The sequence below is a fragment of the Sporosarcina sp. NCCP-2222 genome (genome assembly GCF_023168145.1).
GTDB lineage: Bacteria > Bacillota > Bacilli > Bacillales_A > Planococcaceae > Sporosarcina.
This window is the reverse complement of sequence record NZ_BQYK01000018.1, coordinates 1-21,059: the sequence shown is the minus strand read 5'-3', so window position 1 is coordinate 21,059 and position 21,059 is coordinate 1. Positions and strand designations below refer to the sequence as shown.

Sequence of the window (21,059 nt, the reverse complement as noted above, 5' to 3'; positions counted from 1 at the left end):
ATGAGGGCGAAGAGGTCACACCCGTTCCCATACCGAACACGGAAGTTAAGTTCTTCAGCGCCGATGGTAGTAGGGGGCTTCCCCCTGTGAGAGTAGGACGTCGCCGGGCAAAGGCCATCCCCTGTGGGGGATGGTTTTTTTATGCTTAAATATAATCGATACCGTCAGGTATCTTTAAAAATCTTTTAAGAAACACTTGATGTAAGCAGGAACCGATGGTTAGTAAAGCGGCTTTGCCACAGAGGCTTCCCTTTGGAGCGAGATCCTGAGAGATGATCAAATCGCCAATCTCCTTGAATTCCTTTCTATCACCGCCTGAAACCGTCCTATCACCGGGTAAACGAGTTCTATCACCGCCTAAACGAATTCTATCACCGTCTAACCTAAATTGATCACCGCTTGACTACAATTCAAGTAGGTTTGCCACGATATTTCTTCAATTCCACAGCCCCATGCTGAGTCCCACATAAAAAATAACCCTTCCACCGAACAAGGTTGTACTTAAATCATAAATCACCCCTCACTCCTTATCACTACATCAGTCGAAAGGTTGTCCAATCCTCCCAACGAAGCCTAACTATCGCAATTAATGATTCCTCGCCAAAATACTCATAAAAGAAGAGAAAAGCCTCCTAGTTCGTTTCAGCTTTTTGCAAACGGTTTGTTTTTGTCTTATTGTTAATAATAAGAAACTGGAGAGGAGTCTTTCCTATGACAACAATTTATGATTTTTCCGTGATGAAGCCGGATGGAACTGAGGAATCTTTGGCAGACTATAGAGGAAAAGTGATGGTGATTGTCAATACTGCAAGTAAATGCGGCTTCACTAAACAATTCGAAGAGTTACAGTCCTTATATGAGGAATACAAGAATCAAGATTTTATCATTCTCGGATTTCCTTCGGATAATTTTAATAATCAGGAATTCGAAGATATGGAGGATACGTTGGCTTTTTGCCAGCGTAATTATGGTGTTACCTTCCCGATGTTCCAGAAGACTGACGTGAAAGGAAAGGAGCAGCATCCTTTATTTGCGTTTTTGACGTCTGAGCAAAAGGGATTTTTGGTGGAAGGCATCAAGTGGAATTTTACGAAGTTCTTGATTGATCGCCAAGGACGAGTGGTGGAACGATTTGCTCCGAATACGCCGCCGCTTAAGATGAAGAAGTCGATCGAGAAGCTCATTCAATGAATAATAGGAATACTTTTACTTAATGGAGCCTTCTTGACAGTCATCTGGGGCACTGATACCCTATTTAATAATATTTACTGAACTATATCAACAATGAGGAGGCCAAATGGAATGTGGGAAACGAAATTTACGCGTGAAGGACTGACATTTGACGATGTCTTGCTTGTACCTGGAGCATCAGAGGTGTTGCCGAAGGATGTATCTCTTTCTGTGAAGCTCACAGACAAGATTACGTTGAATATCCCAATCATCAGTGCGGGGATGGATACTGTGACGGAAGCAAAAATGGCGATCGCTATGGCGCGTCAGGGTGGTCTTGGGATCATCCATAAGAACATGAGTATTGAAGAGCAGGCGGAACAGGTTGTTACTGTAAAGCGCTCTGAAAACGGGGTCATTACAAATCCATTCTTCCTTACTCCAGAGCATCAAGTGTATGATGCGGAGCATCTGATGGGGAAATACCGCATTTCCGGCGTGCCGATTGTCAATAACATGGACGAGCGTAAATTAGTCGGCATCCTGACGAATCGGGATCTGCGTTTCATTCAGGACTACTCCATGATGATCAATGATGTGATGACGAAGGACAATCTTGTGACTGCACCAGTTGGCACTACGTTGGAAGACGCTGAAAAGATTTTGCAGCAATATAAGATTGAAAAGTTGCCAATCGTGGATGAGCAAGGCATTTTAACAGGGTTGATCACAATCAAGGATATTGAGAAGGTCATTGAATTCCCGAATGCCGCGAAGGATTCTCAAGGCCGCCTGCTTGTAGGGGCTGCGGTTGGTGTCACTTCTGATACGTTGGTGCGCGTTCAAAAGTTGGTGGAGTCCGAAGTGGATGTCATCGTTTTGGACACGGCTCATGGCCATTCTAAAGGTGTTATCGAAACGGTCGCTCAAATTCGCAAAGCGTATCCTGACCTTGATATTATCGCTGGCAACGTAGCCACAGCTGAAGGCACAGCTGCATTGTATGAAGCAGGAGCGAACGTAGTGAAGGTTGGTATAGGTCCTGGATCTATCTGTACGACTCGTGTTGTAGCGGGTGTGGGTGTTCCTCAAATCACTGCCGTGTACGATTGTGCGACTGAGGCACGTAAGCATGGCAAGTCAATTATCGCAGATGGCGGCATTAAGTTCTCTGGTGATATTGTGAAGGCACTTGCAGCTGGCGGACATGCTGTCATGCTCGGCAGTTTGCTTGCAGGCACGACGGAAAGCCCGGGAGAAACAGAAATCTTCCAAGGCCGCCGATTCAAAGTGTACCGCGGGATGGGTTCTGTGGCATCCATGGAAAAAGGGTCAAAAGATCGCTATTTCCAAGAGGAAGCGAAGAAACTGGTTCCTGAAGGAATTGAAGGCCGGATGCCATACAAAGGGCCGCTTCCTGACACTATTCATCAGTTGGTTGGCGGTATCCGCGCTGGTATGGGATATTGCGGAACGAAAGATCTCACTGATCTGCGTGAGAAGGCCCAATTTATCCGTATGACGGGAGCAGGGTTGCGTGAAAGCCATCCACACCACGTCCAAATTACAAAAGAGGCGCCAAATTACTCAATCTCTTAAATGCATCTGCTGAATTATTCGTTAATATAAGGAACTTCGGCACCTTTCCATCGTCCCTATTACAGTTGGAAAGGTGCTTTTTTTGAGCAGATTGTGCCATTTTCAAGTTCCTGTCCTTATTGGTTGGGCATTGTGTTAAAATATATCGTAGGAAATAGTATTAACGGAGGTAACAGGGTGAAAAAGGAATTGAGAAAATGGGTGGCGGTTTTGCTAATGCCGTTGCTCTTGTTAATGTCGTTCGGAGCCCCCGTTGCAAAAGCTGAGTCGGCACTTGGCTTGCATGTGGACGGCGCCATTTTGATTGACGCGGAAAGTGGAAAAATACTATATGAAGAAAATGCCGAAACTCCACTTGGCATCGCAAGTATGTCGAAGATGATGACAGAGTATCTTCTTTTTGAAGCGATTAGCGAAGGGAAGATCAGCTGGGATCAGGAGTACCGGGTTACTGATTATACATACGCGATTTCCCAGGATCGGCGTTTAAGTAATGTTCCATTACGTAAAGATGGTACCTATACGATTCGGGAGCTGTATGAGGCGCTTGCCATCTATTCTGCAAATGCTGCGACGATTGCCATTGCAGAAACAATTGCGGGCACGGAAACAGAATTTTTGAAGATGATGGATGCCAAAGCGAAAGAACTTGGACTTACAGATTATAAATTCGTCAACTCGACAGGATTGAATAATAAAGATCTGCAAGGCATGCATCCGCAAGGGACAGGCCCGGAAGATGAAAACGTTATGCCAGCTAAATCGGTTGCCCTTTTGGCGTACCGTTTGATCCATGATTATCCAGAAGTTCTCGAAACAACGAAAATCAGCAAGAAGACATTCCGTGAAGGAACGACAGATGCTATTGAAATGCACAATTGGAACTTCATGCTGCCTGGGTTGGTGTATGAGTATCAAGGCGTCGATGGATTGAAAACGGGTACGACTGACTTTGCGGGCCACTGTTTCACAGGAACGGCTACGCGTGACGGCAAACGCCTTATTGCGGTTGTTATGAAGGCGGTCGATGCAAAGGGCGTTGGATCCTATAAAGCCCGGTTTGATGCAACTCGTGCATTATTCGACTACGGTTTCAGCCAATTCTCCGAGCAGGAAATTGTGCCGGCTGGCTATAAGTTCGAAAAACAAAAGACCGTGGATATTAATAAAGGTAAAGAAAAAACAGTTGCCATCGAAGTAAAAGAACCGATCAAGATGATGGTAAAAACTAATGAAAAAGATCAATACGTACCGGAGCTTGTGCTCGATGAGAAAGTGGTCAAGAATGGCCAAATCGATGCACCCGTTAAGGCAGGCACAGTCGTTGGACATGTGAAGCTGGCGAAAACGGAAGGAACCGATTACGGCTATATTGATTCCAAGGATGCCAAGATGGATGTTGTTACAACGACAACTGTCGAGAAGGCAGGCTGGTTCTCACTTATGTTAAGTGCGATCGGCAACTTCTTTGTTGGTATTTGGGAAAGTGTTACGGGCTTTGTAAAAGGCTGGTTTGATTGAAATGAAAAGTCGATGGATCGTTTCGGATCCATCGACTTTTTTATATGCGGGAAAGGGGAATTTGCCATGCGTCCATCAGGCGGTGTATGGAGTCCCTTATACCGGTCTCTGGCAGTCCACCAAAGCCGAGGAGGATCGCAGGCTGCTGTCCTGTTTGCTTTTTCATGTAGCCGTTTAATCCATACACACGGATGCCTTTGCTCCTGGCTTGATCGATCAAGGTTTCTTCGTCTTTGCCGATTTGTACATTGATAATAATATGCATGCCTGCTTCTTCGCCTGAATAGGAGAGATCGGGAGCATAAGCTGCAAGCGTGTCGGTTACTAAATAAAGCTTGCGCTTATACAATTTCCGCATTCGATTTAGGTGACGAGAGAATTGGCCATCCTCCATGAAGCGGGCTAAAATGTGCTGGTCAAACCGCGGAACAGTAGAGGCATAATGGATAAAAGCCTTGGAATAGTGTTCGAGCAGGCGCGGCGGCAAAACCATATAGGCAATCCGCAACGAGGGCATGAGCGACTTCGAAAACGTACTGACGTAAATGACGCTCCCCGACTTATCCATGCCTTGCAGGGATGGGATTGGCCGTCCTGTATAACGAAATTCACTATCGTAATCGTCTTCAATGATGTAACGGTCCTCTTCGGCTGCCGCCCAGTTCAACAGGGCGGTACGGCGTGCTGCCGATAATACGGTTCCGGTCGGAAATTGGTGGGAAGGCGTCACATAGGCAACGGTAGCAGCTGTCTGCTGCAACGCTTGGACATCCAGCCCTTCATCATCAACTGGGATAGGAACAGCCTCCCGGTTATTATGGTAGAACACATGGTGAGTGAGCGGATATCCCGGATCCTCAATGGCATAGACAGCTGCCGGCCCCAGTATCCGAATGAGCAAAGGCAACAGCTGCTCTGTTCCGGAACCGACAATAACTTGTTCTGGCGTACACTCGACGCCTCTCGAATGATATAAATAGCGTGCGATTTCCCGTCTTAGCTCCAAGTCGCCATGGGGATGCCCAAGAGATAATAAATGCTTGGACGAATCATCCATAACTTCTTTCGCGTATTTTTTCCACTTTGTAAACGGGAAGGAATCCATATCGATTTGCCCTGGAGAAAAATCTAGTTGCATCTTCTCCTTTTCGGGAACAACAGAAATCCTTTCTTGATTTACGGGCTGAACATACGCCAATTCCTCAATCGCCTGCACGTAGTAGCCTTGCCTAGGCTTTGTAGAAATGAACCCTTCCGCCACTAATTGACTATATGCCAGCTCAATGGTCGTTTGACTCACGTTCAGGAAGTCTTCCAGTTTTCGCTTGGAAGGCAGTTTCGCTCCAACTTCCAACTTTCCATCTGTTATATCGTTTTTTATTTGATTATAAATTTGTTCATATAGCGGCACTTGGCTTTGTTTGTCCAGTTCAATTAAGAGCATTTCCATATTTCCACTCCATCTGACCACTTTGATTATGTCAAAACTGGTCATTTCATTATGGTCATTATCAAGTATACTGTAAAAAACGAATAGGGGGAAGAGTCAATGGATTTCAGATATGGAGGCGTCATCATGGACGTCATTAATGCAGAGCAAGCGAAAGTGGCGGAGGCCGCTGGCGCAGTTGCTGTTATGGCACTTGAGCGCGTACCGTCCGATATTCGTGCGGCAGGGGGCGTGGCCAGAATGGCGGACCCGCGCATAATTGAAGAAGTGCAGAAGGCGGTCTCGATTCCAGTGATGGCAAAGGTCAGAATCGGACATATATCAGAAGCACGAGTACTCGAAGCAATGGGTGTCGACTATATTGACGAAAGTGAAGTGCTGACACCGGCAGATGAAGAGTTTCACTTATTGAAGAGCGACTATAACGTGCCCTTCGTCTGTGGTGCAAGAAATTTAGGGGAAGCGGCCCGCCGGCTTGGTGAGGGAGCTAAAATGCTGCGGACGAAGGGAGAGCCAGGCACGGGGAACATCGTCGAAGCGGTCCGTCATCTTCGGATGGTCAATGCGCAAGTGAATAAGGTCATCCACATGAGCAATGATGAATTGATGGTCGAAGCCCGTGATATGGGTGCCCCTTACGAAGTGCTGCTGGCGATCCGGGAGGCAAAACGACTTCCGGTCATTAATTACGCGGCAGGTGGTGTGGCAACTCCAGCAGATGCGGCGCTCATGATGGAGCTTGGAGCTGACGGCGTATTCGTCGGATCCGGCATCTTCAAGTCCGACAACCCTAGAAAATTTGCCCGTGCCATCGTTCAGGCTACAGAGGATTTCAGAAACTATACATTGATTGGCGAGTTATCGAAGGATATCGGCACGCCGATGAAAGGACTGGAAATCGGAAAGCTGGCAGAAAGTGAATTGATGGCCGTACGCGGCGTATAATGAATGAGTGGACAGGACACGAGATTGTTCCTGTCCATTTTGATTTCTTCGTTTCCTTTTGATAGGCTCTAAGAAGGCAGACGCTAAAGCATCGCATAACTAGGAAGGATTTTTACGGAAGGCAGGGTCATACTAATGGAGAAGTTGAAAGTCTACGATGAGCAGTATAACTATGTATGTGAGGAATCAAGGGATGTCATCCATGCGAAAGGGCTATGGCATGAGACGTTTCATTGCTGGCTAGTAGATGGAGATGAGGTATTGATACAGAAGAGAAGTGCTGCAAAGAAAGATTTCCCTGGCCTTTTTGATATAACGGCGGCAGGTCACTTGTTTTCAGATGAAAATGTAATGGATGGCCTTCGTGAGGTTGAGGAAGAACTTGGATTGTCAGTAGATGAAACAAAGCTGCAATGGATGGGCGTCGTACGAGATGTCATTGAACTTCCTGATTTTATTGACAGGGAATTCACGAATGTCTTTTTGTATAGCTCCTCATTCAACCCCGCGGATTTTTCATTGCAAGAGGAAGAAGTGGCAAGCATCCACGCTGTTTCTATTACGGATTTGCAGGCACTTTTCAGAAGGACAGCTCGTACGGTACAGGTCAGAAATATTGAGAATGACTTGTTTGAAACAATTGAATTACATGATTTTGTTCCACATGAAACAAGTTACTTAGAAGCGGTGGCCTCGTATTTTGGCTAAGTCTTGCCAAATGGTTTAGGGTGTAGTAAAGTAAGTGTACATTTAGTTCCATAATTAAAGACGATGATGGGAAGCAGTAGCGAGTCCGTTTTTTCCAGAGAGCCGGCGGGTGGTGCAAGCCGGTAAAGACACTTGTGAATCCGTCCCTGAGTAGCTGGGTTGAATGAAGTAGGCCTACGCCGGTAATTGGACCGTTATTCCAAAGAGTGGATCGGCTTGAGCCGGTCAATTTGGGTGGCAACGCGGGTAGTTCTCGTCCCTTGTATAGGGGATGGAGGGCTTTTTTTATTGCGCAAAACTAAGCTGGGCTCGGTTCCCATCGTCAAAACAGAAAAAGGAGGAAGCAATTATGTTGGACATTAAAGTATTGCGCGCCAATTTTGATGAAGTGAAAGCAAAATTGACAAAGCGTGGAGAAGATTTAACGGATCTTGATAAGTTTCTCGGTTTGGATGAAAAACGGAGAGAATTGATTTCTAAAGTGGAAGTGCTGAAGGCGGAGCGGAATGAAGTTTCGCAAAAAGTGGCGGAAATGAAACGCAACAAAGAGAACGCCGACGATGTAATCGCACGGATGCGTGAAGTCGGGGATGAGATTAAAGTACTGGATGAGCAGCTTAACCAAGTGGAAGAGGATCTGAATTACGTTTTGATGCGTATTCCGAATATCCCGCATGAAAGTGTTCCTGTCGGGGACAGTGAAGATGATAATGTGGAAGTCCGCAAATGGGGAGAGGTCCCTGAATTCGGTTTTGAGCCGAAGCCGCATTGGGAGATCGGGACAGAATTGAATCTGCTTGATTTTGAACGTGCCGCAAAAGTAACAGGAAGCCGTTTTGTATTCTATCGCGGTCTTGGTGCACGACTTGAGCGTGCTTTGATCAGCTTCATGCTAGATTTGCATGTGAGTGAACATGGCTACGAGGAAATGCTGCCACCGTATATGGTCAACCGGACAAGTTTGACGGGAACTGGCCAGCTGCCTAAGTTTGAGGAAGATGCTTTCTTAATTCAAGAAGAAGATTATTTCTTGATTCCGACATCTGAAGTGCCTGTAACAAACTTCTACCGTGATGAAATTATCGACGGTGCCCAGCTGCCGATTGCTTTTACAGCGTACAGCACGAATTTCCGTTCTGAAGCGGGATCAGCGGGCCGTGATACGCGCGGTTTGATTCGCCAGCATCAGTTCAATAAAGTGGAATTGGTCCGTTTTGTAAAGCCGGAAGATTCTTATGATGAGTTGGAGAAATTAACAGGCCATGCAGAGAAGGTGCTTCAGCTTCTTGGCCTGCCGTACCGTGTACTCAAAATGTGCACAGCGGATCTAGGATTCACAGCGGCTAAGAAATACGACATTGAAGTGTGGATTCCGACGCAAGGCACGTACCGCGAGATTTCTTCTTGTTCTAACTTTGAAGATTTCCAAGCACGACGCGCTTCGATCCGTTTCCGCCGAGAACAAGGCGCCAAGCCTGAATTCGTTCATACATTGAACGGAAGCGGACTTGCGGTTGGACGTACGGTTGCCGCTCTTTTAGAGAATTATCAGCAGGAAGATGGCTCTGTCATCGTTCCGGAAGTGCTTCGTCCTTATATGGGTGGAGTGGAAGTCATTAAGTAATATAAAAGGCCATGCGAGTCATTCGACTTCACGCATGGCCTTTTTTGCTGCCTTTTTCTGTTCGCGCAATCCTCGGAAGAAGTTTGTTAGCAGTGCCCCGCATTCTTCCGCCCGTACGCCTTCTGTCACTTCACATTCATGATTGAATCGGCTGTCGTTCAGCAATCGATATAACGAATCGACGCAGCCCGCTTTTGGATCACGTGCACCGTAGACGACCCGGGGGATTCTAGACTGTAAAATGGCGCCCGCACACATGGGGCACGGTTCCAGTGTGACATATAACGTCGTTTCCTCCAGCCGCCAGCTGCCGACTTCGCTGCACGCATCCTGAATGGCGGACAGTTCAGCGTGGGTCACGGCGTTTTGAGTGGTTTCCCTCAAATTATGTGCCCGTGCGATGACGATTCCGTCTTTGACAATAACTGCACCAATCGGCACTTCGCCAATGGCTTCCGCCTTTTTTGCTTCTTCTATTGCTAAGTTCATGTATGTTTGATCGTTGTTTGTTTCCATCCTCTATCGCTCCTTGCCCCTAGTGTATCATCATTGGAATGCCTCGCGCTATTTTGCTTGCAGACGCTATGTTTCCGAATGCCGCTATGGTAAAATGAAGAGCAGAAATTGAGTTGAAGGGGAGCTTGACATGTCAGTACCGTTTATAACGGTGGAAGGGCCAATTGGCGTTGGAAAGACGACGCTTTCGAAAGCGATTGCGGACAAATTCCAGTTTCACCAATTAGGTGAGATTGTGAATGAAAATCCGTTTTTAGATAAATTTTATGAGAATATTGAGGAATGGAGTTTCCAAACGGAAATGTTCTTCCTCTGTAATCGATATAAGCAATTAAGTGATATCCAGAAACATTTCTTGCAACACGAGCGGCCTGTCGTGGCGGATTATCATATTTTCAAGAATCTTATTTTTGCCCGTCGCACACTGTCGCCAGAGGAATATGCGAAATACGAAGAGATTTATCATATATTAACGAGGGACATGCCTGTTCCGAACGTCATCGTCTATCTGCATGCTTCGTTGGATACGCTGATGAAACGGATTGCGCTGCGAGGCCGTGATTTTGAAAGGTTGATTGAACCATCCTACTTGGAAAGACTTTCAGAGGATTATGAGCATTTCATTGCGGACTTTGAAAAGATGCATCCGGATATTCCCGTCCTTCGATTCAATGGAGATGAAATTGATTTTGTCAGCCGCGAAAAAGATCTTCAATTCATTTTAGAACAAGTAGAAAAGACGATACAAAAAGGAGCAGTACGATGAACTTACGAGAAACATACGGCATTCCTAAAAATGCGGTAATTACCATTGCAGGTACTGTAGGTGTCGGAAAATCAACGATGACTCATGCACTTGCACAAGCACTTGGCTTCCGCACATCTTTGGAAAACGTCGATGAAAATCCGTATTTGGATAGATTTTACGATGACTTTGAAAAATGGAGCTTCCATCTTCAGATTTATTTCCTGGCGGAACGTTTTAAGGAACAAAAACGGATTTTTGAATATGGCGGCGGTTTTATTCAAGATCGCTCCATTTATGAAGATACTGGCATCTTTGCCACGATGCATAAAGATCAAGGGACGATGGACCCGGTCGATTTCGATACATATACGAAATTGTTTGAAGCGATGGTCATGACGCCATATTTCCCGCATCCGGATCTGCTGATCTATTTGGATGGACCGTTTGAAACCATTCTTTCCCGAATTCAGGAGCGTGGCCGTGATATGGAGCAGCACACGCCAGTCTCCTACTGGGAAGGGCTATATAACCGGTATGCGAAGTGGATTGATTCCTTTAATGCGTGCCCGGTGCTCCGAATTGATATTACTGATTACGATTTGGTGGAACGTCCTCAAGAAGTGGAAGCCATTGTTGAGCGAATCGGCAATATGCTGAACTTATCGAGCCTGCTAAAAAATTGATACGATGAATAAAAAACGCAGCGGATATCACACATCCAGCTGCGTTTGATTTTTATTAGGAATGAACAGAAGTCTTCTGAAAGAACTCCGCATATAATGCCCTCAAAATTTTATCCTCATCAGGAACCTTTACACCGAACACGAGACTTACTTCAGAAGAGCCTTGATTGATCATTTCAATATTCGCTCCAGTGCTCGCAATCGCGCTGGCGGCACGGGCAGCGAGACCAGTTGTATACTGCATGCCTTCTCCTACTAGGACGATCATCGAATAATCATGTTCTACGATGACTGCGTCAGGGTCTAATTCTCTATGAATCCGTTCTACAATTCGTTGTTCTTTGTCTAGCGGCAAATAACAAGTGCGGATGATAATCGACAGGTTATCGATGCCGGATGGTGTATGCTCGTACGAAATATCTTCTTCCTCGAAAATTTGCAGAAGTCTGCGACCGAAGCCAATCTCTGTATTCATTAAGTATTTATCAACATAAATGGCTGTAAACCCACTATCCGCTGCAATTCCGATTACTTGCTGCTCATGATAATCCCGTTCTTTGACGATCGATGTGCCAGGTGCATCGGGATTATTCGTATTTTTAATGCTGACAGGGATCGACTTCCGGAAAGCCGGGATAAGCGCTTCATCATGGAACACAGAGAAGCCTGCATAAGCCAGCTCCCGCATTTCCCGATACGTCATTGTCTTAATGGGAACTGGATTTTCAATGACAGTCGGGTTGGCTGCAAAAACAGAGTCAACGTCCGTAAAGTTTTCGTATAGATCCGCTTCCACGGCAGCTGCCACGATAGAGCCGGTAATGTCTGAACCGCCACGATTGAAAGTACGGAGTGTTCCGTCTTTTGTATAGCCGAAAAATCCGGGAAACACAATAAGAGCAGATTCATCCCGCAATTTGGCAAGCTGCTCATCGCCTTCTGGCAATGCACGGACGGCCTGAGGACGATTATTGACGAGAAGTCCGCCTTCTTTAGGACTGACGTATTTTGCCTCTACACCAATTAGATTGAAGTAAGCGGCGATCATTTTCGCATTGTTATCTTCGCCTGCTGCTTTCATTGTATCCATATATAGTAAAGAATCGGTCTTGTCGCAAGTCAATCGGCTGCGCAAATCCTTTTCAATTTCATTCGAAACATCGTTTGAAAGGCCAAGGTCTTCTGCAATATCCCGGAATCGATCCACGACACGTTTCAAGTGGGATTCTGTCTCTTCCCCTTGTAATGCCGCTTCTGCAAGCCGGATGAGCAGATCGGTTACTTTAATATCATCGGAAAAACGCTTGCCGGGGGCGGACACAACAACAATTCGACGCTGTGGGTCAGCTGTTACAATATCTACAACTTTTCGTATTTGCTCAGCAGATGCAACGGAAGTTCCGCCGAATTTGCATACCTTCATTTTCATCAGATCCTTCTTCTAGTAGAATGACAATTCAGTGTTATATTGAACTTTAACATAAATGGGGTTGTTATTGAAGATTTATTTCTCTATAATGTCCTTATGTAGAGTACGAATGTATTTTCATAGTGTACATAGAGTGAGGAGATTCGTCAATGAAAAATGAAATCAATATTGGTTTGCTTGGTTTTGGCGTGGTCGGCAGTGGAGTTGCAAAAATTTTGCACGAACACCGTGACGACTTGAGCCACAAACTGGGAGTACCTGTTAAAATAAATAAAGTGTTAGTGAAAGATGTAAATAAAAAAAGAAACACCGATTTGTCAGCAGACATTTTCACTACGGATTTGGATGAAATCATCGCAGATCCTACCATCGATCTCATTGTTGAAGTAATCGGTGGAACGAGCGAAGCCAAGCAGGCAATTGAACGCTCATTGCGTTCTGGGAAAGGAGTCGTGACAGCCAATAAGGACGTCATGGCCCAATCCGGATTAGAGCTGCTTCAATTGGCGGATGAAAACCGTTGCGATCTGTTTTACGAAGCGAGCGTCGGGGGCGGAATTCCCTTGATCCGTACATTGGAGGATGGACTGGCTTCGGACCGGATCCACGCCATTACGGGGATCGTCAACGGCACGACGAATTTTATTTTGACTAAAATGAAACATGAGAAGAAGACATATGAGGAAGCGCTACAAGAGGCGACGGAACTTGGATTTGCTGAAGCGGATCCTTCCGCTGATGTCGATGGGATCGATGCGGCGCGTAAAATGGTCATTTTAGCGTCTTTGGCCTTCTCTACTGATGTTCGAATGGAGGATGTCTTCGTACGTGGAATGAAAGAAATACGGAAAGGCGATTTGGAACTTGCAGATCAATTCGGTTATACAATTAAAATGGCTGGATCAGCAAAGAAGGATGAGGCCGGCATTGAAGTAGCTGTGGAACCTGTGTTTGTGCCGAATTCCCATCCATTGGCTTCGGTGAACAACGAATTCAATGCAGTTTACGTATACGGTGATGCCGTCGGCGAAACGATGTTCTATGGACCGGGAGCAGGTTCATTGCCAACTGCCACTTCTGTCACGGGAGATATTGTCGCGGCATGCCGCAATTTGCTTTTAGGTGTCAATGGGAAAAGGCTTCATGCCCCGCAATTTAAATGTAAAATTAAAAGTGACAGCCAGAAATACGCACGCTACTTCCATCGCATTTCTGTTAAGGATGAAGTGGGCGTGCTGACGAGATTGTCCGCCGTTTACAGCAATCATGGAGCAAGTCTTGCAACGGTGATCCAGCACGCAGATCGGAATAATGGCGGCGTAGATTTAATTATGATCACGCATGAAATCTCCCGCCAGCAGCATCTTGATATTATGAATGAACTACAAAATACACCTGAGGTAATTGAAGTGTTGAGTTTTTACCGGGTCGAGGGGGAAACACGATGAGAAGATGGAATGGATTAATTGAAGAATATAAAGAATGGCTGCCTGTGACAGATCAAACACCAGCGCTTACTTTACAGGAAGGCAACACGCCATTAATTCATCTGGAAAACTTATCGAGACAGTGGGGCATTAATCTATATGTGAAGACAGAAGGGACAAACCCAACTGGCTCCTTTAAAGACCGGGGCATGGTGATGGCTGTCGCCAAAGCGAAAGAAGAAGGAAAGACGGCTCTTATTTGTGCTTCGACCGGCAATACGTCGGCGTCTGCCGCAGCGTATGGCGCGCGAGCTGGAATGAAAACAATCGTTGTCATCCCGGAAGGTCGGATTGCGCTCGGGAAACTGGCGCAGGCGAAAATGTACGGTGCTGAAATTGTAGCTATCGAAGGGAACTTCGATGAGGCGCTCCGTATGGTCCGTGAAGTCGGCGAAGGAAAAATCGCCCTCGTCAACTCGGTAAACCCATACCGTTTGGAAGGACAGAAGACAATCGCTTTCGAGACGATTGAACAATTAGGGAAAGTGCCGGACATCTTTGCGCTTCCGGTCGGCAATGCAGGAAATATATCGGCTGCTTGGAAAGGGTTTAAAGAATACGCTGAAAAGAAAGGATCCGGTACACCAAAATTGCTTGGCGTTCAAGCGGACGGAGCGGCTCCGATTGTCTATGATCGAGTATTTGAGGAGCCTGAGACAGTGGCAACGGCCATCCGAATCGGAAACCCGGCAAGCTGGCATCTGGCAAAGAATGCGTTAGTGGAATCGGACGGTGCCATTCTTTCGGCAACAGATGAAGAGATCCTGGAAGCCTATCGCTTACTCGCATCGACAGACGGCATTTTTGCAGAACCGGCATCTTGCGCGACAATTGCAGGTATCAAAAAGCAGCTGGATGCTGGCTTGATTGAAAAAGGATCAACTGTAGTGGGTGTCCTAACTGGAAATGGGCTGAAGGATCCGGAAACAGCCATCCGTGTCAATGAAGAGAAGCCGTTCTTGTCCATGGAGCAATTCCATGAATTCCTGAACGGGCTCAAGGAAGAGGCAATGTGATGGGTGGGCCGTTGTTTTCAGTAGTCGTACCTGCTACGACGGCCAATCTGGGGCCCGGTTATGACAGCATCGGGCTCGCGTTGTCCCTCTATATGACCGTGGAAGTATCCGAGGCGGCGGAATGGCAAGTCTGCTACATCGGAGATGAATATGCAAGTTTGCCGACGGATGAAAGCAATCTACTCGTCCAGACGATTCTCAAGGTGGCAGACCGTTTTGGCAGAAAGGTCTCCCCTCATGCCCTGCGTATCGTTTCTGAGATTCCGCTTGGAAAGGGACTCGGCAGCAGCGCAACGGCAATTGCAGCAGGAATTGAAATAGCCGACAAGCTCCTCGATCTTTCTTTGTCTTCAAATGAAAAGGTACGCTTTGGAAGTGAATTCGAAGGACATTCCGATAATGTGGCGGCGGCTCTGCTCGGCGGTGCTGTCATAACGTATTACGTCGACAAGGAGCTGCATTTTCTTCAATTGCCGAACCCGGCGATCGGGGCAGTCCTTCTCGTTCCGCCCCATGCGCTAAAAACGACGGAGTCGAGAAAGCTGCTCCCGAGTGATCTTTCGCACGCAGAGGCGGCGGCGGGCAGTGCGGCCAGCAGTGTGTTGTCGGCAGCTCTCGCAGTCGGCGACTGGAAGCTGGCTGGGCAGATGATGGAAAGGGATATATTCCACGAGCCTTACCGGAAAGAGTTGTTGCCGGACTTTGACCTGGTGCGTGAAGCCTGTCATCAGCTTGGCGCTTATGGCATGACAATCAGCGGAGCAGGACCCTCCATTTTCATTGCTGCGGAAAAGGGAACGGAGCAGTCGGTGGCGGAAGAATTGGAAAAGAAATTTCCGTTCTATAAAGCGCTGGCGACAGCCACTGCACCAAAAGGAACTTATGTTCAATAAAATAAAAGAGCCTGCCAGCAATTAATATGCTGGCAGGCTCTTTTTTCATAAAAAAAATCCGTTACAAGCAGTAACGAATTTTATCTCCAACTTTTATGCGCATTGATTAAATGAAATGGCGGAGGAAGAGGGATTCGAACCCCCGCGGGCTTTAACACCCCTGTCGGTTTTCAAGACCGATCCCTTCAGCCGGACTTGGGTATTCCTCCGTGTTCAACAGAACATAATTTATCATGACTGCAGGGGAAGTGTCAATAAAAAACACACTAACTTGTTGTAGTTTATATATTCCCGTAAATCTGTTTTTTACAAGGCGCCCCAGTCGTTTTTGAATCATATGAGAGGATTTCCAGTTTGTGTGAAAGGAGAAGACTTGATTTTTGACACTAGAATGAGTATACTAAGAGAGCCGTGCTAGGTGGGGAGGTAGCGGTGCCCTGTAACTTGCAACCCGCTCTAGCAAGACTGAATCCCTTCTCTGAGGCTGTCCGTATTGTAGGGCCTGCCTCTTGCACGTAGTGTTGACGTCTGGGTCCTGCGCAATGGGAACCCATGAACCATGTCAGGTCCGGAAGGAAGCAGCATTAAGTGGTATTTCTCATGTGCCGCGGGGTCGCCTAGGCCGAGCTGTCGACAGGAGTAACGCTTATGTGCGGCAGTCAAAGGAAGGTGCACGGCAATTAACTTGCATATCAAACTCGTCCATTTCGGTGGGCGGGTTTTTATTTTTATTTAAAATAAAAATTCATTAATTCTGACGAATCCCGTATACTTGTACTCAAATAGAGAAAAGAAGGGTGGAAGTGACAATGAAGCAAATGAATGTGGAGAGTTTTAATTTGGACCACACGAAAGTGGCAGCCCCTTATGTCCGGCTCGCAGGGGTAACCGAGGGTACAAATGGGGATCGGATCTTCAAGTACGATATCCGGTTTTGCCAGCCGAATCAAGAGCATATGGAAATGCCTGCAATCCATTCCCTTGAGCATATGATGGCGGAATTCAGCCGCAACCATTCGAATCAGGTTGTCGATATTAGTCCTATGGGTTGCCAGACGGGCTATTATTTCGCTCTGATCAATCATGAGGATTATGAAGATGTGTTACTTATCTTAGAGAAAACCTTAAACGATGTGCTGGAGGCGACGGAAGTTCCAGCCTGCAACGAAGTGCAGTGCGGATGGGCAGCAAGCCACAGCTTGGAAGGTGCAAAAGAAATTGCACGGAAGATGCTTGCGAAAAAGAACGAGTGGACGACAGTATTTGCATAAGCACCAGCCCTCCGGTGAATGGAGGGTTTTTGCATTTTAGCTTATAGAAGCTGTGCTGGCCAAGTGTTCATCTCCTTAATGACCCGGGAAGGATAACATATGCTTTTATCCGATTCTAAAGGTCGTGTGGGCAGGGCGTTTGTGATATACTAAGAGTACTATTGCATTGCTTCGGAAGGGAGTCGGAACGGGTGGTTTATCAAGCTTTTTATCGTGTCTATCGGCCACAATCATTCGGAGAGATGTCTGGTCAGCATCATGTGAAACAGACCCTTCAGAATGCCCTTCTGCATCAGAAGACGACGCATGCGTATTTGTTTTCAGGGCCTCGCGGAACGGGTAAGACGAGTGCCGCCAAAGTGTTTGCCAAAGCGCTTAATTGTGAAAATGGACCAGCGAAGGAGCCTTGTAATGAATGTGCGACGTGCATCAGTATTACAGAAGGATCCAATACAGATGTAATCGAGTTTGACGCGGCTTCTAATTCAAGGGTCGAGGAAATGCGGGATATTATTGAAAAGGTCCGTTTTGCTCCTTCGAATGCCCGCTTTAAAGTGTATATTATCGATGAAGTCCATATGCTCTCAAATTCTGCGTTCAACGCCCTCTTGAAAACATTGGAGGAACCGCCTCCCCATGCAGTTTTCATTTTGGCCACGACAGAACCGCACAAATTGCCCCTGACGATCATTTCACGATGTCAACGTTTTGATTTTAAGCCGATCACGTCGGTCGAAATAATAGAACGGATGAAGCAAGTATTAGCCGACGCGGATGTACAGGCAGAGGAAGCCGCACTGAAGGTCATTGCCCAAACAGCTTCCGGCGGGATGCGAGATGCGCTCAGCATGCTGGACCAAGTCGCTTCTTTCAGCGGTGACAAGATTACTGTCGATGGTGCTTTACTTGTGACAGGGTCGGTCGGAGAAGACGTCTTTTATCAATTGGCGGAGTCGCTTTTATCTAAAGATGCGGCGGTTGCCCTGTCTTTACTGGAACAGCTCGTAACAGCAGGCAAGGATGTAGCGCGGCTGGCAGAGGACATGATCACCTTTTTCAGAGATTTGCTTTTGCTCCGTTCCGCTCCGCAGTTACGGGATCTGCTTGAGTTGATCCCGGGAGATGAACGTTTTGTTTCGCTGGCGAATGCATTTGAAATGGATACGCTCTATTCCTATATAGATATCCTATCGAAAACACAGCAGGAAATGCGTTTTTCTAATCATGCGAAAATCTATGTGGAAGCGGCCCTACTCAAAATGATTCATCTGGAGAGCGCGCCTGTTCCATCCCGTGCAAGCGGGGCAATGGACGATCCTGCTATTGGGAATAAAATAGCAGCCATGGAGAAAATGATTGCCTCGTTGCAGGCTCAATTGGAAAACGGTGTGCGTCCTGCGGAATCTGTGGGCAGCCAACCGAAACGAAGTGCGTCCAAAACTAGCCAAACGGTGCGTGTGCCAACCGGGAAAATCCATGAAATACTTAAAAACGCAACGCGAAAAGATATTCAGACGATCCGCGAAGAGTGGGCCGGCATGATGCAAACCTTGCAGAAGTCACATGCGGCTCTTCTGGAAGAAACCGAACCGGTAGCGGCATCCGATAATGCTTTTGTGTTAAAATTCAAATATGAAATTCATTGCTTGATGGCATCCGAAAATACTTCGCTTCGATCCGGATTATCGGAAGCCTTGCGTTCCAGAACAGGAAAAGAATATGAAGTAATTTATATTCCAGAAGAATCCTGGCTAAAAGTCAGGGAGGATTTCATCCGATCGAATGGGCTAAGCCAGCCGAAAAGTGACGATGCGGAAGAAACAGACGCGGATGAGCCGCTATCCTTCATGAAGGAAGCGGAACAACAGGCAGAAGATCCACTGATTATCGAAGCGGAAAAGATGTTTGGCAAGGAATTCATAACAGTACATGATGATTAATTATTGAGGAGGAATTTGATATGCGAGGTATGGGGAATATGCAAGGCATGATGAAACAGATGCAAAAAATGCAAAAGAAAATGGCGGAAGCCCAAGAGGAACTAGGCGAAAAGCAATTGGAAGGTACAGCAGGCGGCGGTATGGTGAAAGTAGTCGTTTCCGGACATAAAGAAGTATTGGAAGTGAACATCGATCCATCCGTTATCGATCCTGAAGATGCTGAAATGCTCCAAGATCTTATTGTGATTGCAACAAATGAGGCTATGGCGAAAGCGGAAGAATTATCGAACTCCACGATGGGGCAATTCACGAAAGGATTGAACCTGCCTGGAATGTTCTAGGAGGAATGAATATGCACTATCCTGAACCAATATCTAAACTGATCGATAGTTTTATGAAACTGCCAGGCATCGGCCCGAAAACCGCGGGCCGTCTGGCGTTTTTTGTACTTAGCATGAAAGAGGACACAGTTCTGGACTTTGCGAAAGCGCTGGTGGATGCCAAACGGAATTTGCGTTTCTGTTCTGTCTGCGGACATATTACGGACGTGGATCCATGCCATATTTGCCAGGATCAATCACGCGATCGCTCGATGATTTGTGTCGTCCAAGACCCGAAAGATGTAATTGCAATGGAAAAAATGCGCGATTATAACGGGCTATACCATGTCTTGCATGGTGCGATATCGCCAATGGATGGAATCGGTCCTGAAGATATCAATGTCCCTTCTCTCCTCAGCCGATTGCAAGATGAGGAAGTACAGGAGCTGATTTTGGCAACGAACCCGACAATTGAAGGGGAAGCGACTGCCATGTATATTTCAAGATTAGTAAAACCATCCGGTATTACAACAACGAGGATCGCACATGGGTTGCCAGTTGGCGGCGATTTGGAGTACGCCGATGAGGTGACGTTATCCAAAGCTCTGGAGGGACGACGGGAATTATAGGGGGGCAGCGCCATGTTCGGGCGTAAGAGAAAGATAAAAAAAGAATTTGATGACCGCCTGCGAACCTTAATGATAGAAACAAAAAGAGATTGGGAACAGGCAAAGGAAATCGAGAAGTATTTAAACGACTACGACCAAGAAGTGATGGTGCGGCGGAAAATAGCAGAGAGCAAGCATTTTCATTTATTTAGAGAAGCTAAGATACGAAGACTGGGAATAGACTGATATATTTTCACGGAGACGCATATATTGTAGCATCCATCCGAAAGGAGCGTTTTCCGTGAAAATCATAGTTCTAATCTTAGTAGGTGCATTTCTTCTTCTATTATTAATGTTAGATAAAAAACAAGTCAAAGCCATGTTCGAAAAACTGTCCATCTTCTGGTTCCGATTGGCTTTTGCATTTCTCGGGCTGTTCTTATTAAATATAGCTGGAGGATTTGTCGGGATCTATTTTCCGGTTAACATTGCCTCCGGATTATTGCTGGCCGTTTTGGGCATACCCGGGTTGGCGGCTTTATGTGCGTTTGCCCTATTCCTGTGATGGACTTATGAGTTAAACCGGACATACCTGGCATGCTTTATTGCAGCGATAAGGAATGAAATTAGCTATGGGGAATGAATCACTTCCTATGAAAGTGTAAGCAGGCATGCTTTTGGACGAACCATATTATCAGTAGTAGGCATAATAGTATTACTGGATAATATCATTCACGCAACAGGATTGGGTATCGTATGAATGAAGTAAAGGACTTCCTGCTATGCAGGGGGTTTTTTATTTGAAAGGAAATAAACTTCATAGGCGAAAAAGTTTTTTTGAAATAAGTATTGCATTTAAGCAACCAAGCTGGTAATATAGAAAACGTTCCACTTCTGCTAAACAGAAAAACAACTTGAACAAAAGAAATTAAAAAAAGTTGTTGACTCCGGTTTGGGAGTGTGGTAAGATATAAGAGTTGCTGCTGAGAGAGGGCAACGAAATGAACCTTGAAAACTGAACAGCAAAACGTCAACAATAAAGTCGGAACCCGGCCCTGTCGGGAAGAAGACAAACATGAATCTTCGGATTCGAAATTGACATCTTAAATGATGCCAGCAAGAAACTCGAGC

Annotated in this window: 20 protein-coding genes, 1 tRNA gene, 1 rRNA gene, 1 other RNA gene and 1 other annotated feature; of the genes, 19 read left to right on the top strand and 4 right to left on the bottom strand. The window is 46.3% G+C overall.

Annotation, left to right across the window (positions count from 1 at the left end; all coding sequences use genetic code 11):
• The 4 genes from rrf to NCCP2222_RS20530 form a co-directional block, all read left to right on the top strand.
• Positions 1–109: ribosomal RNA gene (gene rrf / locus NCCP2222_RS20545) — 5S ribosomal RNA — on the top strand; the annotation flags it as partial.
• Between the two features lie 602 nt (positions 110–711).
• Positions 712–1,191: a glutathione peroxidase gene (locus NCCP2222_RS20540; RefSeq protein ID WP_248514256.1), complete on the top strand. Its 480-nt coding sequence runs from the start codon at positions 712–714 to the stop codon at positions 1,189–1,191.
• A 111-nt stretch (positions 1,192–1,302) separates the two neighbouring features.
• Positions 1,303–2,769: an IMP dehydrogenase gene (gene guaB, locus NCCP2222_RS20535; protein ID WP_248514255.1), complete on the top strand. Its 1,467-nt coding sequence runs from the start codon at positions 1,303–1,305 to the stop codon at positions 2,767–2,769.
• A 177-nt stretch (positions 2,770–2,946) separates the two neighbouring features.
• A complete protein-coding gene (locus tag NCCP2222_RS20530; protein WP_282570744.1) occupies positions 2,947–4,290 on the top strand; it encodes a serine hydrolase in 1,344 nt (447 codons plus the stop codon).
• A 40-nt stretch (positions 4,291–4,330) separates the two neighbouring features.
• Here the strand turns inward: NCCP2222_RS20530 and pdxR are convergent, their stop codons facing one another.
• Positions 4,331–5,740, bottom strand: coding sequence for a MocR-like pyridoxine biosynthesis transcription factor PdxR (gene pdxR, locus NCCP2222_RS20525; protein WP_248514254.1), 1,410 nt, complete (start codon positions 5,738–5,740; stop codon positions 4,331–4,333).
• Positions 5,741–5,839: 99 nt separating this feature from the next.
• Here pdxR and pdxS point away from each other — a divergent pair, with 99 nt between their 5' ends.
• The 3 genes from pdxS (at position 5,840) to serS (ending at position 9,017) form a co-directional block, all read left to right on the top strand.
• Positions 5,840–6,685 carry a pyridoxal 5'-phosphate synthase lyase subunit PdxS gene (gene pdxS / locus NCCP2222_RS20520; protein WP_248514253.1) on the top strand — a complete coding sequence of 282 codons (846 nt, stop codon included), beginning with the start codon at positions 5,840–5,842 and terminating at the stop codon, positions 6,683–6,685.
• 135 nt (positions 6,686–6,820) lie between these two features.
• Positions 6,821–7,393: an NUDIX hydrolase gene (locus NCCP2222_RS20515; protein WP_248514252.1), complete on the top strand. Its 573-nt coding sequence runs from the start codon at positions 6,821–6,823 to the stop codon at positions 7,391–7,393.
• A gap of 54 nt (positions 7,394–7,447) precedes the next feature.
• Positions 7,448–7,657 (top strand) — a binding site (T-box leader).
• Between the two features lie 85 nt (positions 7,658–7,742).
• Positions 7,743–9,017 carry a serine--tRNA ligase gene (gene serS, locus NCCP2222_RS20510; protein WP_248514251.1) on the top strand — a complete coding sequence of 425 codons (1,275 nt, stop codon included), beginning with the start codon at positions 7,743–7,745 and terminating at the stop codon, positions 9,015–9,017.
• An 18-nt stretch (positions 9,018–9,035) separates the two neighbouring features.
• Here serS and tadA read toward each other — a convergent pair whose 3' ends face one another.
• On the bottom strand, positions 9,036–9,533 hold the full coding sequence (gene tadA, locus NCCP2222_RS20505) for a tRNA adenosine(34) deaminase TadA (protein WP_248514250.1): 498 nt from the start codon (positions 9,531–9,533) through the stop codon (positions 9,036–9,038).
• A 130-nt stretch (positions 9,534–9,663) separates the two neighbouring features.
• On the opposite strand from tadA, the gene NCCP2222_RS20500 reads away from it, so the two are divergent.
• On the top strand, positions 9,664–10,299 hold the full coding sequence (locus NCCP2222_RS20500) for a deoxynucleoside kinase (protein ID WP_248514249.1): 636 nt from the start codon (positions 9,664–9,666) through the stop codon (positions 10,297–10,299).
• A complete protein-coding gene (locus NCCP2222_RS20495; protein WP_248514248.1) occupies positions 10,296–10,964 on the top strand; it encodes a deoxynucleoside kinase in 669 nt (222 codons plus the stop codon). The genes NCCP2222_RS20500 and NCCP2222_RS20495 overlap by 4 nt, the downstream gene beginning before the upstream one ends.
• A 55-nt stretch (positions 10,965–11,019) precedes the next feature.
• Here NCCP2222_RS20495 and NCCP2222_RS20490 read toward each other — a convergent pair whose 3' ends face one another.
• Positions 11,020–12,387, bottom strand: a complete 1,368-nt coding sequence (locus NCCP2222_RS20490; protein WP_248514257.1) for an aspartate kinase — start codon at positions 12,385–12,387, stop codon at positions 11,020–11,022.
• 155 nt (positions 12,388–12,542) lie between these two features.
• On the opposite strand from NCCP2222_RS20490, the gene NCCP2222_RS20485 reads away from it, so the two are divergent.
• The 3 genes from NCCP2222_RS20485 to thrB are packed head-to-tail and all read left to right on the top strand — an operon-like array spanning position 12,543 to position 15,789.
• A complete protein-coding gene (locus tag NCCP2222_RS20485) occupies positions 12,543–13,841 on the top strand; it encodes a homoserine dehydrogenase (protein ID WP_248514247.1) in 1,299 nt (432 codons plus the stop codon).
• Entirely contained in the window at positions 13,838–14,896 is a 1,059-nt protein-coding gene (gene thrC, locus NCCP2222_RS20480) for a threonine synthase (protein WP_248514246.1), read from the top strand. Before NCCP2222_RS20485 ends, thrC begins: the two co-directional genes overlap by 4 nt.
• Positions 14,896–15,789: a homoserine kinase gene (thrB, locus tag NCCP2222_RS20475; protein WP_248514245.1), complete on the top strand. Its 894-nt coding sequence runs from the start codon at positions 14,896–14,898 to the stop codon at positions 15,787–15,789. The genes thrC and thrB overlap by 1 nt, the downstream gene beginning before the upstream one ends.
• 116 nt (positions 15,790–15,905) lie before the next feature.
• Here thrB and NCCP2222_RS20470 read toward each other — a convergent pair.
• Positions 15,906–15,998: transfer RNA gene (locus tag NCCP2222_RS20470), tRNA-Ser, on the bottom strand.
• A 200-nt stretch (positions 15,999–16,198) separates the two neighbouring features.
• On the opposite strand from NCCP2222_RS20470, the gene ffs reads away from it, so the two are divergent.
• The 7 genes from ffs (at position 16,199) to NCCP2222_RS20435 (ending at position 20,493) form a co-directional block, all read left to right on the top strand.
• Positions 16,199–16,466, top strand: an RNA gene (gene ffs, locus NCCP2222_RS20465) — signal recognition particle sRNA large type.
• Positions 16,467–16,598: 132 nt separating this feature from the next.
• The gene (locus NCCP2222_RS20460; RefSeq protein WP_248514244.1) at positions 16,599–17,060 is read left to right on the top strand and encodes an S-ribosylhomocysteine lyase; all 462 of its coding nucleotides are present in this window, start codon (positions 16,599–16,601) and stop codon (positions 17,058–17,060) included.
• Between the two features lie 191 nt (positions 17,061–17,251).
• A complete protein-coding gene (dnaX, locus tag NCCP2222_RS20455; protein WP_248514243.1) occupies positions 17,252–19,000 on the top strand; it encodes a DNA polymerase III subunit gamma/tau in 1,749 nt (582 codons plus the stop codon).
• A gap of 20 nt (positions 19,001–19,020) precedes the next feature.
• A complete protein-coding gene (locus NCCP2222_RS20450; protein ID WP_248514242.1) occupies positions 19,021–19,341 on the top strand; it encodes a YbaB/EbfC family nucleoid-associated protein in 321 nt (106 codons plus the stop codon).
• Positions 19,342–19,352: 11 nt separating this feature from the next.
• Positions 19,353–19,949, top strand: coding sequence for a recombination mediator RecR (gene recR / locus NCCP2222_RS20445; RefSeq protein WP_184212647.1), 597 nt, complete (start codon positions 19,353–19,355; stop codon positions 19,947–19,949).
• A gap of 12 nt (positions 19,950–19,961) precedes the next feature.
• Positions 19,962–20,174, top strand: a complete 213-nt coding sequence (locus NCCP2222_RS20440) for a YaaL family protein (RefSeq protein ID WP_248514241.1) — start codon at positions 19,962–19,964, stop codon at positions 20,172–20,174.
• Positions 20,175–20,229: 55 nt separating this feature from the next.
• The gene (locus NCCP2222_RS20435) at positions 20,230–20,493 is read left to right on the top strand and encodes a pro-sigmaK processing inhibitor BofA family protein (RefSeq protein ID WP_248514240.1); all 264 of its coding nucleotides are present in this window, start codon (positions 20,230–20,232) and stop codon (positions 20,491–20,493) included.
• Positions 20,494–21,059: the final 566 nt, after the last annotated feature.